General features: G+C 43.4%; 15 protein-coding genes. 7 read left to right on the top strand and 8 right to left on the bottom strand.

Annotated elements, in window-relative coordinates; translation table 11 throughout:
* The first annotated feature begins 43 nt into the window (after positions 1 to 43).
* The 3 genes from F6K49_RS17255 to F6K49_RS17265 all read left to right on the top strand — a co-directional run bounded on the left by F6K49_RS17255 (position 44) and on the right by F6K49_RS17265 (position 2,695).
* Positions 44 to 178, top strand: a complete 135-nt coding sequence (locus F6K49_RS17255) for a hypothetical protein (RefSeq protein ID WP_293024593.1) — start codon at positions 44 to 46, stop codon at positions 176 to 178.
* Positions 179 to 866: 688 nt separating this feature from the next.
* Positions 867 to 2,390 (top strand): carboxypeptidase M32, encoded by a 1,524-nt coding sequence (locus tag F6K49_RS17260; RefSeq protein WP_293024595.1) that lies wholly within the window; start codon positions 867 to 869, stop codon positions 2,388 to 2,390.
* A gap of 161 nt (positions 2,391 to 2,551) precedes the next feature.
* Positions 2,552 to 2,695, top strand: coding sequence for a hypothetical protein (locus tag F6K49_RS17265; protein ID WP_293080456.1), 144 nt, complete (start codon positions 2,552 to 2,554; stop codon positions 2,693 to 2,695).
* Here F6K49_RS17265 and F6K49_RS17270 read toward each other — a convergent pair.
* On the bottom strand, positions 2,673 to 2,987 hold the full coding sequence (locus F6K49_RS17270; RefSeq protein WP_293098554.1) for a hypothetical protein: 315 nt from the start codon (positions 2,985 to 2,987) through the stop codon (positions 2,673 to 2,675). The two genes, F6K49_RS17265 and F6K49_RS17270, sit on opposite strands and share 23 nt — an antisense overlap.
* 72 nt (positions 2,988 to 3,059) lie before the next feature.
* Between F6K49_RS17270 and F6K49_RS17275 the strand changes: the two genes are divergently transcribed.
* The 3 genes from F6K49_RS17275 (at position 3,060) to mnmH (ending at position 6,406) form a co-directional block, all read left to right on the top strand.
* Positions 3,060 to 4,406 carry a transposase gene (locus tag F6K49_RS17275; protein ID WP_293064262.1) on the top strand — a complete coding sequence of 449 codons (1,347 nt, stop codon included), beginning with the start codon at positions 3,060 to 3,062 and terminating at the stop codon, positions 4,404 to 4,406.
* Between the two features lie 35 nt (positions 4,407 to 4,441).
* Positions 4,442 to 5,179 (top strand): hypothetical protein, encoded by a 738-nt coding sequence (locus tag F6K49_RS17280; protein WP_364300886.1) that lies wholly within the window; start codon positions 4,442 to 4,444, stop codon positions 5,177 to 5,179.
* Between the two features lie 156 nt (positions 5,180 to 5,335).
* A complete protein-coding gene (mnmH, locus tag F6K49_RS17285; RefSeq protein WP_293024597.1) occupies positions 5,336 to 6,406 on the top strand; it encodes a tRNA 2-selenouridine(34) synthase MnmH in 1,071 nt (356 codons plus the stop codon).
* A 161-nt stretch (positions 6,407 to 6,567) separates the two neighbouring features.
* On the opposite strand, the gene F6K49_RS53425 is transcribed toward mnmH, so the two are convergent.
* The 3 genes from F6K49_RS53425 to F6K49_RS17295 all read right to left on the bottom strand — a co-directional run bounded on the left by F6K49_RS53425 (position 6,568) and on the right by F6K49_RS17295 (position 8,317).
* Positions 6,568 to 7,266: an adenylate/guanylate cyclase domain-containing protein gene (locus F6K49_RS53425; RefSeq protein WP_366514196.1), complete on the bottom strand. Its 699-nt coding sequence runs from the start codon at positions 7,264 to 7,266 to the stop codon at positions 6,568 to 6,570.
* Between the two features lie 69 nt (positions 7,267 to 7,335).
* The gene (locus F6K49_RS53430) at positions 7,336 to 7,791 is read right to left on the bottom strand and encodes a response regulator (RefSeq protein ID WP_366514198.1); all 456 of its coding nucleotides are present in this window, start codon (positions 7,789 to 7,791) and stop codon (positions 7,336 to 7,338) included.
* Between the two features lie 91 nt (positions 7,792 to 7,882).
* Positions 7,883 to 8,317, bottom strand: coding sequence for a hypothetical protein (locus F6K49_RS17295; protein WP_293024599.1), 435 nt, complete (start codon positions 8,315 to 8,317; stop codon positions 7,883 to 7,885).
* Positions 8,318 to 8,583: 266 nt separating this feature from the next.
* Here F6K49_RS17295 and F6K49_RS17300 point away from each other — a divergent pair, with 266 nt between their 5' ends.
* Positions 8,584 to 9,243, top strand: a complete 660-nt coding sequence (locus F6K49_RS17300; protein ID WP_293024601.1) for a PEP-CTERM sorting domain-containing protein — start codon at positions 8,584 to 8,586, stop codon at positions 9,241 to 9,243.
* A gap of 197 nt (positions 9,244 to 9,440) precedes the next feature.
* Here the strand turns inward: F6K49_RS17300 and F6K49_RS17305 are convergent, their stop codons facing one another.
* The 4 genes from F6K49_RS17305 to iscB all read right to left on the bottom strand — a co-directional run bounded on the left by F6K49_RS17305 (position 9,441) and on the right by iscB (position 14,608).
* Positions 9,441 to 10,250, bottom strand: coding sequence for a peptidoglycan-binding protein (locus tag F6K49_RS17305; RefSeq protein WP_293024603.1), 810 nt, complete (start codon positions 10,248 to 10,250; stop codon positions 9,441 to 9,443).
* 140 nt (positions 10,251 to 10,390) lie between these two features.
* Positions 10,391 to 11,665, bottom strand: a complete 1,275-nt coding sequence (locus tag F6K49_RS17310) for a pitrilysin family protein (protein WP_293040457.1) — start codon at positions 11,663 to 11,665, stop codon at positions 10,391 to 10,393.
* 258 nt (positions 11,666 to 11,923) lie between these two features.
* The gene (locus F6K49_RS17315; RefSeq protein ID WP_293064270.1) at positions 11,924 to 13,210 is read right to left on the bottom strand and encodes a pitrilysin family protein; all 1,287 of its coding nucleotides are present in this window, start codon (positions 13,208 to 13,210) and stop codon (positions 11,924 to 11,926) included.
* A gap of 114 nt (positions 13,211 to 13,324) precedes the next feature.
* Positions 13,325 to 14,608: an RNA-guided endonuclease IscB gene (iscB, locus tag F6K49_RS17320; protein ID WP_293098559.1), complete on the bottom strand. Its 1,284-nt coding sequence runs from the start codon at positions 14,606 to 14,608 to the stop codon at positions 13,325 to 13,327.
* Positions 14,609 to 14,890: the final 282 nt, after the last annotated feature.

Genomic DNA, 14,890 nt, shown 5'->3' on the forward strand with positions numbered 1-14,890 from the left:
GGGAGGGTGGGACCCACCCCTAACCCCTCCCAGGAGGGGAAGTGTGGGGAGGGTGGGAAGTGTGGGGAGATGGGGAGATGGGAAGATGGGGAGATGGGAACCCACCCCTAACCCCTCCCAGGAGGGGAAGATGGGGAGATGGGGGAGATTTTTATTAAGGGTAATTATCCCGACATGATATAAAACGAAAAATCAAGGTTTTTACTAATAGGTTTTTACTAATAGGTTTTTACGAATAAGTTTTACTTAATAATTTTAAACGAATAGGAAAAAGCGAACTTCGGATCACAGAACTTCAGATTTACAGAGGTTGTACACGGAAAGGGTGCATAAGTCCTGATCCAAATGAGATTGCAAACAAATCCTTGTGACATCCTACTTTCGGCGAGTATTGGGGAAGCTCGAAGCTAGTGGCTGTGAGCTTCAGTCGGTAGGAATACTTACCACTGTGCCAATAGCTCGAGCAATTGTCTGGTTTTAAGGGATTACACTATACTAGTAATTCTTTAAGAAATGGCACAATAGTAGTTCGAATACTATGCTATAACACTCAGTTATGGGTATGACGTTTTCATAGCCATCGGCATCTGAGTTAGTTACTTAGCTTTACCAGAGTGCTCGTACCAAGTTGCAGCTTAAATCGTAACGAGAGGAAATAAGGACTTGGGAATTTTCACCATTGTCCGATAAGTAAATTGCACTTGAAAAACGCAACTTGGTCTTAGCTTTCAGCCCACTTGTCTGATTCATTAGTATCGGACATTTTTGTGGGTAAGATTTTTATTTTCGGTCGTCAGGTGTACATTTACTATTCGGCAAAATACCGTAACCCTAAACTAATAGCCTGAATGTGTCAATCTAGCATCATGCAGACTACCGAAAAAACTCAACCGAAACTTCTCAACCTCAAAAAACGCCTTAGTGAAATTAACGACTTAGAAGCAGCCGCATCTTTGTTGTACTGGGATCAGGCAACCTATATGCCTCCCGGTGGTGCAGCTGCTAGGGGACGTCAGCTGGCTACTCTACAAAAAATTGCCCATAGTAAATTTACTGACCCAACCATGGGCGAACTGCTGGAAGGGTTACGCCCCTATGAAGAAACTCTACCTTACTTTTCTGACGAAGCTAGCTTAATCCGCTGCACTAGAAAAAATTACCACAGAGCCGTGCAGGTGCCAGCGGAATTTATGGGAGAATTCTCTGAACATCGGACAGAAACGTACAGTGTTTGGGTAAAGGCAAGAGCTACCAACGACTTTGCAGCGGTGCGCCCTTACTTAGAAAAAACCCTTGACCTCAGCCGTCAAATGGCTTATTTTTTCCCTGGTTACGAACATATCGCTGACCCGTTAATTGACTTTGCTGACTATGGGATGAAAGTCTCTATTTTGCGGACGCTTTTTTCTCAGTTGCGAGAGGAATTAGTGCCAATTGTGGAGGCTATTACTGCCCAAAGTCCCACGGATGACAACTGTTTACACCAACGATATCCTGAAGAGCAACAGTTAGATTTGACTCTCAAGGTCATGAAGCAAATGGGATATGACTTTGAGCGCGGAAGGCAAGACCAAACCCATCACCCATTTATGATCAACTTCTCTACCGGTGATGTGCGCATTACGACCCGTGTTGATGAAGATGACCTGAGTCAAGCTCTATTTAGCAGCATCCACGAAATGGGTCATGGTCTTTATGAGCAAGGAATTAGACGAGATTTGGAAGGCACTCCTCTTGCCTGTGGGACATCTTCGGGTGTCCACGAGAGCCAGTCCCGACTTTGGGAAAATATAGTTGGGCGTAGTCGGGGCTTCTGGAAATTTTTCTATCCCCAAGTACAATCCTACTTCCCCTCCCAACTGGGTAATGTTTCCCTCAATGCCTTTTATCAGGCCATCAACAAGGTGCAGCGGTCTGTAATCCGCATGGATGCTGATGAGGTGACTTACAATCTCCACGTCATGATCCGCTTTGACTTAGAACTGATGATGCTTGAGGGTCGGCTGCAGGTGAGGGATTTACCGGAAGCCTGGAATGAACGCTATCGTGAAGATTTAGGGGTTGTTCCCGAGAATGACAGTGACGGGGTGTTGCAAGATGTTCACTGGTACACTGGTCAGATTGGGGGAATGTTCCAATGCTACACCTTGGGTAACTTGATGAGCGCCCAGTTTTTTGAAGCTGCAGTAACGGAACAGCCTGAAATTATACCAAAAATTGAGCAAGGAAACTTTAGTACGCTCCATAATTGGTTGAAGGACAACATTTACCAACACGGTTGCAAATACACAGCAGCTGAATTGATTAAGAGCGTCACTGGTACTGCTTTACGCATCGATCCATTCATCCGCTACATCCGGCACAAGTATGGGCAGCTTTACATGCTTTAATATTTGTTTGTGCCAAAAAAGTGGTTTTGCGAGAACGTTGTCCATATATCTAAAAGAATATCTATTCCTGATCTGTAGTGCGCGGGAATCACTATTCTTTAGAGGAATTTTTTATAGGGTTGTTGGTTTAAATATAGTTGACTTGTATTTGGGTAGTTTTAATGCTCAACCTAATTCAGGATGTTCTCGAAAGTGACGAAAAGAGCGATCTACGTCACTTTACCAGCCAGTTAAAAACCGCAGAACCCAGGTATTTACTGCGCAACGAAATTCTGGCTGCTTTTAACAAAATAGGGGGAGTTTGAGGGGGCGAAATTCTCCCACCTGGCCGTAGGCCACGCTACGCGAACGTTCAGGTGGGGGATGGATAGCCCCTTGGCCAAAGGCCACGCTACGCGAACAAATACTAGAAACCTGTTTCCTGACCCAACTCTCTATATATTCTCCAACGCTTACCCCGGAGTCTTTAGCTGCGAGCTGTAACCATTTCCAAGTAGTGTCTGTAAGCCAGATTCCGTGTTGTCTTTTTAGCTCGTCATAATGAGCAGGTGCTCCTCTCATTCTTTTCTGAGGTTTTTTCCTTCTTGTACTTGACATTTCTATTTATCATCAACTATACTAATAGTATAACAAACAAAAAACACAAGATTCAAGGGGGTGATTCCACTTATGGCGACTCTCAGGCAGACATTCCGTCTATATCCCAATAAAACGGCTGCATCAAAGATGTTTTATGCAAGAAAACTTCACCAATTACTCTACAATGCCGGGATAGCTGATCGCCGCTATGAGTGGAAAGCAAACAAAAAATCTATTGGATACCTTGAGCAACAAAATTGTTTACCCGATTTCAAGAAGTGTTGGCCGGAATACAAGGAGTTGTATAGCACTTCTTTGCAGGCCACTCTGAAGAGAGTAGATTTTGCCTATAACCGCTTTTTTCAAGGGTTAGGTGGAATTCCAAAATATAAGCCAATCCGAAAATACTCTGGATGGACTTATCCCAGTAAAGCTGGGTGGAAAGTTAATGCTGATGGGAAGAATGGTACCTTAACTCTAAACGATCTTGACCTAACTATAAAAATGCGTGGTCAGGCAAAATATTGGGGGACTCCAACGACCTTAACTATCACTTACAAGCCTGGTGTCAATACTTGGTATGCTTCAATAACTGTCAAGACAGAAACTCCTAATCCTAAATATGGGTCAAAATCTGACTTAACTTACGAGAAGATTGTAGCCTATGACCTAGGAACTGAGACAGCTATTACAGCTTTTAATGGCAGTGAGTTTGAGGAAATAGCTAACCAGCGCTTCACAAAGACTCTAGAAACCAAGGTGAAGGCAGCCGGGAAGGAGAAACGGAGGAAACAGGCTCCTAATTTTAAAAAAGGCATAAAAGCGTCTAAGCGTTGGAAGAAAGCGAACAAAAAGGAATCTCAGCTAAAAAGAAAAGCTGGATTAGCGCGCAAAGATTGGCAACATAAGGTTACGTCAGATTTATCTAGTCGTTATGACATCGGCGTAACTGAAAAACTCAACACGAAAGGGATGACCCGAAAAGCAAAAAAAGGGTCAAAAAGAAAGAAGCAAAAAGCTGGATTGAACAAAGCCATTTTAGATGTAGGATTTGGCACTCTAAATAAAATGCTGACCTACAAAATCAAACTAAAAGGTGGAATTGTCCTTCAACTACCGACCAGAAAATTAAAGCCATCTCAGCGTTGTCCAGAGTGCGGAAAAGTTCACAAATATTGGGCTGAATTGTCAAACAGATACCATGTTTGTAACGCTTGCGGGTTTGAGTTTGACAGGGACAAGACAAGCACAATGGTAATGTTCAATGCAGCTAATGGAAAGCAGCCGGGGTACGGGACTGACCTCGAAAAACGTGGATTTTCTAGCTCTACTTCAAAGGCCAGTAAGCATACTGGATCTATGAAGCAACTAGGAAAGATGAAGCGTCAAAAATCACGCTCTAAAGACGGGTCTGCTGACACCCCGTCCTGGCCGTAGGCCACGCTACGCGAACGTCCAGGGCGGGGTAGTTCATTGAATACTGCACTAACCACAAAAAATCCGAATACTTTTATCATTCTTCTCATTTAGGGAAGCTGATTTATTACACCCAAGAAATTATTCTGGAAGATGAAAGTCTATGCTTGATTATCCGACCAAAAATTGCGGCTAAAAGAGCTTTCCGTCTGTTTGAAGACTTAAGGGCGCAAGAGGTTACACCAGAGGAACTGCTGAATATACGCGATCGCTTTGTCAATCGCTACAACCCCAAGGTCGGGGAGGTTCTCCAGCTGGATTTTCAGCCGTTTTATGACTACAGCCCAGTCATTCGCGATCCCAAGAATATTGGTAAGGGAGTCCGCTTCCTAAACCGCTATCTCTCCAGTAAACTCTTTCAAGACCCTGAGCAGTGGTTGGAGTCGTTGTACGGTTTCTTGAAAGTGCTTTATTTCCAAGGAAACCAGCTACTGATTAACGAGCGCATTCACAATCACCAGCAACTCTCAGAACAGGTGAAGTTGGCCTTGGAATTTGTAAGCGATCGCCCAGACAGCGAATCCTATGATAAATTCCGCTTTAAGCTGCAAGAGATGGGTTTTGAAGCAGGCTGGGGAAACACGGCTAGTCGGGTGCGGGAAACCTTGGCAATGCTGGATGAATTGATTGATGAACCGGATGATAGGGCATTGGAACAGTTCCTATCCCGCATCCCAACGATTTTCCGGATTGTCCTGGTATCGGTTCACGGCGTTGTTCCATCTGATTTATAAGCCTCGGGCTAAAAAGCTTTTGGAGGAGCATATGCGTCGATAATAGGATTAAGTGCGTCAGTGCTCAGTGTTCAGAGTAAAAACTCACCAGTGTCAACTACCGCACACTGAGCCATTGATGGCACTTATTTCAGGAAACAGAGAATTGAACATCGAATGCAGCGATCGCATAACTATACCCAGCAGCCAAAGGAAGAAGACTACAGCGAAATTATTGATGTGCGCTCCCCGAGTGAGTTTGCTGAGGATCATATGCCAGGTGCGATTAATCTACCTGTGCTCGATGATCAGCAACGGGCTAAGGTGGGGACTATATATAAACAAGTGTCTTCCTTTGAAGCTCGTAAAATTGGTGCCTCTCTAGTTGCTGGGAACATCTCTCGACATCTGGAAAGTCACTTTGCTGCTAAGGATAAAAATTACCATCCCTTGGTCTATTGTTGGCGGGGTGGACAGCGTTCCCAGAGTTTGGCAGCAGTGTTAGTTCAAATTGGCTGGCAAGTTACAGTTCTCGACGGGGGATACAAAACCTATCGAGCTTATGTAAGGGAAGAATTAGAACAGTTGCCACAACAGTTTACTTACCGGGTATTGTGTGGACTAACGGGTAGTGGGAAAACCCTGATCTTGCGGCAACTTGCTAAGCAAGGTGTCCAGATGCTGGATTTGGAAGAGTTAGCAAATCATCGAGGTTCGCTGCTGGGTCAAGAGTGGGAAGGTGAACCATTATCTCAACCGTCACAAAAATGGTTTGAATCCCTGCTATTGGAAAAATTGCAACGCTTTGATGTCGATAAGCCAGTATGGGTAGAAGCAGAAAGCAATAAGATTGGAAAAATTTATTTGCCTCATTCAGTATGGCAAAATATGAAGGATGCTAGGTGTGTGGAAGTTGAGTTACCCCTGGCACGTAGAATTGAATGGTTGTTGCAAGAGTATCCTCACTTGCTTACTAACCCTGAGTTTTTCAAAAGTAAGCTAGAGTGTCTAAGGTTTCGCTATGGCTGGAAAAAAATTAACCAGTGGTATGGGATGATTGATGGGGGTCAAGGTCATGCTTTGGTAGGAGATTTGCTTGAAAGTCATTATGATCCAGCTTACCGCCGCTCGATTAGTAAGTGTTATGGAAATGTAGTATCGACGTTACCGATTGTGGATTTATCAGAGCACAGTGTTCAGACTTTTGTCAATAGTTTAGTGTCTTGGACAGAATTATGCTCAGGATAGTTAATCAGCAAGTCAATATTTTATGTCCGAGGACTTATCAAATTCGGATGATTACTTACTGATAAAAAAGAATGATATCGTGTCCGGTTGTTTCGGTTAAGTTCATAGTTGAAGTTTTTTACTCATTACCCTCAATTATTGCACAATTGGGCAACGCTAAATTATGACTCATGCAACGCTTCTGCCCGTTCCCAGTCCTCTGGCACCCCATAGTTTTGAGACTTTTGGCAGCGTTTGACATAGAGCATGGCTGCTTTATCCTGGGGATTAGTTTGTAAAACTGACTGAAATATCTGTTCAGCTTGGGCGAAAGCTTGCCGATGGTAGAGAAATGCAGCTTGTTCAAAGTTACTCTTAGTTTTTATCTTTAACTGCTTCAGTTGCGGCTGATCTTGATCAAATAGCTCAAATACTGCCACCGGTTTATTTTTTACTTTAACTTTGACTCGATCCAGAAACCTATAACTGTACTTTTGAAACTCATTCAGGTTATAGAGGGTTTGTTGGCTAATCATAATCCCTGCACCATAAAGTTTGGTTAATCCTTCCAAGCGGGAAGCAAGATTCACTGCATCAGAAATCACCGTACTTTCCATCCGCTTTTGTTCACCGATGGTTCCTAGCATTAAGCTACCTGTATGTAAACCAATACCGATAGTAATCGGAACATAATCACTTTGGCACCGATGCTGGTTGTAGACCGCCACTGTTTGTTGCATCTCAAGTGCACCTTGAACCCCATCATCCGCTGACTCAGGAAAAAGTGCCATAACTCCATCTCCAATGTACTTATCAATAAACCCGTTGTGAGCCCGGATTGCTGGACTAACTCGACTCAGATAACTATTAATAAAATTCAAATTTTATTGAGGATATAACTGTTCTGATAGGCTGGTAAAAGAGCGAATATCAGCAAAAATAACAGTCATTTATTTTTGAACATAGTTCCCTAATTTAACATCAATAATACTGTCATATCCCAGGAAGCGCAAAAAGTCATGGGGGACAAACTTACCATAAGCAGAGGTAATTTTATAAAGCCGTAGATGACTTTTAATTCGGGCTAACAATTCATGCTTATAAAAAGGCTTAGTCAGATAATCATTTACCCCACAAGTAAACCCTTCCACCAAATCAGAAACTTGATTGTTGGCGGTTAACATGATCACCGGAAGTTCACTGGGCAAAAACTTCTGGCGAATTTTTTCACAGACTTCATAGCCCCTCATGCGGGGCATCATCACATCCAGTAAGATCAAGTCAGGCTGGAAACGACTTGAGAGAATTTCTAAAGCTTCTAAACCATTAGTGGCTGTAGCGATCGCATAATTTTCCATGGAAAGATAATTGCTAATAACCTGGCGGTTGACTGGTTCATCGTCCACAATCAAAATTTTGATATATCCACTGTCTGCTGCTAAGGCTCCAGTGAAGTTCGGGGTTTCATTGGTGAAGTCGGGGACTGGAGCGATGGATTCAATTGGTGGAAACTCTTAGTATCAGTGTACCATCATCTAATCGTTCTGCTCCTAAGTTGTCTTTATTCTCTAAGCCTAATCCAGTAAATGTGAGGGTATTAAAGATCTGAAGCTGCTGCCAAAAGTAACGCTCTAATTCAGGAATATCTTGCAAATTCAATTGACCTAGATTAATGGCAGTGGCATTAATCTGATTAACTAGATGAGGAATGGTTAGGTAAGCCTCCAAATTCTGCTCAACCCGAGCATTGACTTCTTCAAGCAGTTGAGTCGCAACATCATTAACCGCTGTCTTGCCGTTTCTATAGGACAGATATCCCACAAGTCCCACTGCTGCGAAGATTTGCAGGACAAATGGTATGACCAAGATCAGGGGAAGGGTAACTTTCCCAGAAACCTTGGAAACCCCTTGGGCTAAAGATTTGAATAACATTTGCTTGTGCCATCCTGCTTGACTGACAAATCGTTAGGAGTTACATTCACAGAATTCCCAGAAATCAAGAAAAAGTAGCGTCAGCACCCTTGACTGAAGTAAGGAGGCTTAAAGTCCTTTATTTCCTGATGCCTGAATGCTTAAAAAGGACTTAATAAATCTTTATCTGGAGTATTGCCTTTTTTGTGATAAAATTCTCTCACCGAAGTATAATAGAGTTATTTTTACATTAACTCTAATGTTAGTTTTGGTTTGGAACTATTAAAATGCTTACTTTAAAAGGGTTCTCAGTGGCTACAGTTGCCGTCGTTTTGAGCAGTTGCTTAATACCTGAAAAAGCCTTGGCTAGTCGTCTTGATTTCACAGCTGAAGCGATTGGCAGTTCAACTCCTTCTACAATACTAAATGCCAGTATTGGTCAAACCCTACAAAACGGCGATTTTACCATAGAAAGGACTGGGGATAACACCACCCTTGGTAATGGGATTGATGAAGATACCAGTTGGAGCTTTGATTTTTCTGACTTGGCGACATCAATCAATGACTTATCGCAAGCGGAACTAATTTTAGACCTGACACCACACAACGCCCTGATTACTACCGATTTATTTGGTATCATAGGATTGGATACTATTACTATTGATCTGATCCGCAATCTCCCAGTAGGAACTAAGCAATCGCTGTCTTTAAATTTACTGGAGTTTTACGACTCAGGAGAAATCGTGAACGTCTTTAATGCCAATAGTGGCAAAATTCCGGTATTTTATGGAGATGATGCCATTGTATCTCGTGCTGAGCTGTCATTGTCTACAGGTGAAAGAGTTCCCGAACCTGCTTCTACCCTAGGAATTTTCGCTTTGGGGGCTTTAGGAATTAGTTCAGTATTGAAGCACGAACTCAAACAGCAGAAACAAGCAAAGCAGTAATCTTCATCAAGATTGATAACTAGTCAACCGGACACAATATAACTAAAAATATAATAAAAATATAACTAGTGTGTTGTTGACGGTTGATTAGTGAACTGTTAACTGTTAACTTTTCACTTTCAATCGTCAACCATGGCCTTAAGGCCGTAGGCCACGCTGCGCGAACGGCCACGCGTGCGCGTTCAACAAAAATTTCATCAACGTAGCAAAGCATTCCAAGTAGCAGGACCAACAATGCCATCAGGTTCTAGTTTGAACTTGCGCTGAGCCGTTTGTACTGCGGCTTTCGTAACCTCTCCAAATACCCCATCTACTGTGGCTTTTAAAAAACCAAGAGATTTCAGTCGCCTCTGCAATTGCTGGACTGCTGGACCACGCATACCTTGTCGGAGAATTGGTAAGGTTATAGCGCTAGGCTTAGTTCTCTCAACAGTGACCGCATTGCCTGTTGTGGTAGTGCGATTACCAAAGCTAGTGCTGGTTGCTGGGGAGGAAGGGTTGGAACTAGTTGTGGTGGTTTGGGTAATAGCTTGTGTGATGGAAGGCGTCGGAAAGGATGAAGCTGAGATGCCATCAGAGGTGGTCGGGGGTCTTATACTTGCTGAGGGTAAGGGATTTGAAGTAGAGGTTGAGGATGTTGGATTGGGTGGGATGCTCGGAAACAGAAGATTCCATTCAGCAGCTCCCATGATGCCATGGGGAGTCAAACCCGCTTCTTGCTGCAACTTGGAGACAGCCATCGCAGTATTATCTCCATAAAACCCATTTACCTCTCCTGTGTAATACCCTAATAATTTAAGAACTGCTTGTAATTCAGATACTCTTTCCCCCTCACTACCAATATCGAGAGTTGGTCGGTTGATTTTGACTGGGGTAATTGCTTGAGCCAGTTTTGGGACAACGCCATTGGCTTCAAGGGCAACTGCTGGCAAGTTCCCTAAGCTAAGGGCTACTGATCCAAAGATAGTTATACCGATGATGCTGTTAGTGGTGTGTATAGAATCCATATCTTTACAGCCAATTAAATCTTGTCACGACTTAATTTAACTTTATCGATTCAAGCGGATTTATAGACAACAATATATTGAGATCTCCCCCGGTTAAAAGGTAAAACACGGGAGAGACCTCAAGTTTTTAGTTTGCTCTGTTAACCGAGGAAGTTGATTGCTTCAGCAGGTCCGACTAGAGAAATATAAGGTTCAATGAAATAACGATTAGCTGCTGCTTGAGCCATCTCTGGAGTAACCCTTGTCACATCCTGTTGAAACAGGGTATCAAACTCAACTCCTAGCCCGATCGTCTCATACCAGCCATAGACTTGAGCTAGCTGACCATTAGTTTGTTTACCTAGTGCATACTGACCAAGAAGCTTATTTTTGGCAACTTGCAATTCATCCTGACTCAGTTGTTGAGAACAAAGACGTTCCACTTCGGTAACCAGACCAACCAGGGCAGTTTCTGTATTTTCCGGTGCTGTCCCCATGTAGGCTATAAACGTAGAAGCCGACTGGCGTGTCGGAAACAATGCTGAGACATCATAGGCTAAACCCCGTTTTTCTCTGAGTTCTACAAACAAGCGGCTAGAAAGACCATTGCCCAGGTAGGTATTCAGGAGTTTCAGCGTAGCAAAGTCAGCCTCTTGTACGGCTGAGGTAAGATAACCCAGCATCACAATGGACTGCTGCGTCTCTTGGGCAGTGGTCACTTGGCAGGGTTTTGCAATCGGGGAGGGTAAGGAGGGTTTGCTCAGGGGTGTATCGGGAACTTGCCAATCCCCAAACACTTGCTCCACCTGCCCAATCGCATCTTCTGAGTTAATACGACCTGCAATACTAATTATGAGGTTATCAGGGCGGAAATAAGTCTGATGATAGTGTTCTAAGTCAGCTCGACCCAGTGTAGATACGGTAGCTTCTTCTCCCAACACTGAAAAGCCGTAGGGATGGTCTTGATACATTGCTTGTCGCAATTGCTTATAGGCAATGTTAAAGGGTTGCTCCTGTTGCGCACGAATAGTTTGAATGGTTAGGTACCTTTCTAGGTCTACTTCAGCATCTGGGAAACTAGGCGATCGCAAAATCTGCCCTGCTAGCTGTAACATTTCAAACCAGTCAGCTGCAACGGTTTTCAGGGAGAGTAGAAAATAATCGTTAGCCGCATCAGCACCAAGTTGAGCCCCCATAGACTCGACCCGTTCGGCAATGTCTATAGAGGATAAGTCTTGGGTTCCCTTGGTCATAACTGCTGAGACGAGGTGAGATAGCCCAGCTTGGTTTGGTGGATCGAACTGACTACCTGCCCGAATAAATAGACGGCTGGCAATGATATCAGCAGCAGCATTTTCAACTACAATCACCACGATGCCATTATCTAGCACTGTGCGATGGATATTCTGTTGTTGCTTTAGTGTGATATTAGGCATGATAGTCTTAAGTCTTAGGCTGGATAGTTTTAGGTTTTAGGCAAATTTCAAATTTCAAATTTTCAATGCACGAATTTCAACTTTGACTACATGCCTTTGTGAGGATTTACTACCTTTAATTAGTTACAATATAAGCTATCCTGTTGATGATTGTGATAGCTCAGGCGATAGATATAAATATACCGCATCGGCTAAGTGCATTAGGTCTAAATCTCTGAGCTTTTGAATCTCAAAATGAGTTACGATTTCAGCTATACTTTAAGCCATACTGTTGAGGATTGTGATAGCATAGCGATGGGGAGAAAGATACCGCTGGGCTAAGTGCATTACGTCATTAGCTGTTAGCTTTTGAATCTCAATCGGATAACTATAGGCTGCTTCTGCTGTAGCAATAATGTTGTAGTAACCATACAAACCAGCAAGTTGACCAGCAGATTCTGTGGAAAAAATATAGTCGTTATAGAGCTGACGTTGACAGCGTTTGATTTCTGTGGTTGACACTGGTGTCTGTTGCAATTGCCACAGGTGTTCCCTAATTATTGCTTCTACCTGTTCTAGGTACTCGGGTTCTAGGTAGGCGGTAATAGTAAACAAACTCGAATCACGCTGTAGAGAGAAGCTACTACCAATGTCTTGCACTAATTGTTTCTCTTCCCTTAATTCTCTTACCAAGCGAGAAGAGCGTCCATCAGCCAGGAGCACAGAGAGTAAATCCAAACCACAAGCATCCCCAAGCTGATCTATCCCTGGTCCGTGCCAAGCCATCAATAGACGTGAGTGCTCCAGGCGAGGCAAGTTTAGTTCCTGACGCCTAATTCCGATAAATGGTGGTTCAGCTATCACCTCTGGTTTAGGACAATCAGTGGGGGAAGGAAAATCTTGAAATGACTGGTTAACTATAGTTAATGCTGATTCTTGGTCAATATCACCTACAATCACCACAGTCATATTTTGCGGCTGGTAATGGCATTGGTGGAAACAGCGCATTTGTTGGGGAGAGTGAGCCATCAAATCCGCTTCAGTACCCAGAATCGGTCTGCCATAGGGGTGACGTTGGTAAACGCTCTCAGAAAGAGCCTGAAATCCAACCCAATCAGGATTATCGTAGCTGCCACGAATTTCTTCTAACACCACACACCGTTCCCGGACAAATTCTTCTTCAGGAATAGCAGGATGCAAGAGTAATTCTGCCAAGGGAGGCAGGGTGTGTTTTAAGTACTCAGAAGCACTGGTTACGAAAAAATGAGCAAAGTCATGGCTAGTAGCCGCATTCGTTACACCACCGTGGCTTTCAATCACATAGTCAAACACACCAGGAGCAATGGTCTCGGTGCCTTTAAAAATCATGTGTTCCAAGAAGTGAGCCATGCCATACCATTCATCTGGTTCTGCGATCGCACCAGCACCAACCCACACATCCGCCACTACTACTGGTGTAGCGCTTAGGTATTGATGAATGACATTCAAGCCATTGGTCAGTTTGAAAACACTAGCAGGAAACTTTACTTGAGGTAGGGGCTCAGATAACAATGCTTCTAATCTCAATGTGTAACTTTTTACATGATATTACTTAACGTTAATTTTGATTAACCCAGTGTTAAAGATCATGATTACTACTTCAAACTTCCCCTAACTAAGTGCCAGGAACGTCTAGGACGACTATTTACCGGTAAATTCCGGCATGTGCTGGCAAAAGCTGTAAGTGTATCCATCTTTTCGGTGTATTGCTGATATATCTTGAGGAAAGCAGCTCTTATAACCTTTCATTCCTAACGGGGTAAATCCAAAGCTTCCTTTGCTTCTAGGGGTGACTTTGCCTATCCCTAGTTTTTGATGCTTGGCTATGTCCCCAGTGAGCCAGCCTTTGATTGGTTTGAGTGGGTTGTGTCTAATGGGATAACCGTATTTGTTAAGTGCTGCTTTCTGTCTCCCTCCCTGCCCCTTGCAAGTGACTAACAGCGGCTGAGAGGTTTTCAAGACCAAGGTCTCAATATTCCCAACACAAGCGGCATCAATCCAGTGCTGCTTAGGTAGTCCTAATCTAGTCCGGTTGTATTTGGTTTGCGCTCCCGTTCCGGTGACCACAAACTTGATTGATCGAAGTACCTTTACTAACTTGTTACGAGTCGTATTCACCGCTGCTGCATCCGGTAATGGTTGCTTAGTTTTAGTTTTGATTTTCTGAAGTAGATTTGGTTTCTTTTTTAGGAATTCCTCTATGGGTTTGTTTCCTTTCCGTTGATTGCATTTTTCGCAGGCTAAGCAGAGATTACTGACCCGATTACTTCCACCCAATGACTTTGGGTGAATGTGTTCGATCTGCAAGGGAACAGACTGTTTACCGCAATAGGTACATTCTCTTCCCCATTTCTCAAGTAAGTACTCCTTTACTTCGTAGCCAGCTAGTTCACCTTGTTGGTACTCAACACCATTGATTTCAGGGTTCTGCATTTTCTGGGTATCAAACTTAACTCTTTCGACCCAAACCTGATTGATTGGACAGAACTTAATTAATCGTTTCACCCAGGTTTCAATAGTCAAAACCCTGTGCTCTAAGCTAGGGGCAAGCCAGCCTTCTTTTCGTCTACGGTTAAGGAATCTTGGTTTTCTGTAGCGGGTGTTGCGATTACGCCTTCGGTGTCTTACAGCTTTTCTAGACTCTAGTTTTTTCTTGATCAATCCTCCCCTGTGTTCTAATTCCATTCCCCAAATAACTTGGTTGTTTTGGACTAGGGCAAATCCGGTGACCTTGCTGCCAGGGTCAATCTTGATTTGACAAGGTGAGATAGTTGGATTATCAATCGCAGTCTTCAAGATGATTGTGAACGGGTACATTCTGAAAACCGCTGCCTTGCCTTTGTCTAATAACCGACGAGCTTTCTTTGGGGAAATGGGGTTTAATGGTTGGTTTTTTGTGTCAATAACAAAAACATAATTTTGCATGATTAATGCATCTCAATTCGGTAATGTGTTCCTAGACAATGTTGGGATGGCTTGTTGAGCTAACCACACATTTTGCCTTTATCTTAATGATTAGCGACAGAGCCAGAAGCTGGAGTTCACCCCTGGGTGTCATGACCAAACCAACGTAGGAAGTAAATCATTAAACTAAGCCGGTGAGTCGCCTCACCGACTCGTCTTCAAAACCGTACGTGATACTTTCGTATCATACGGCTCCTCATCATAGGAATCCTTGTCAGTGGCACCTCTAAAACGGATTTTCAT

The organism is Moorena sp. SIO3I6 (genome assembly GCF_010672095.1).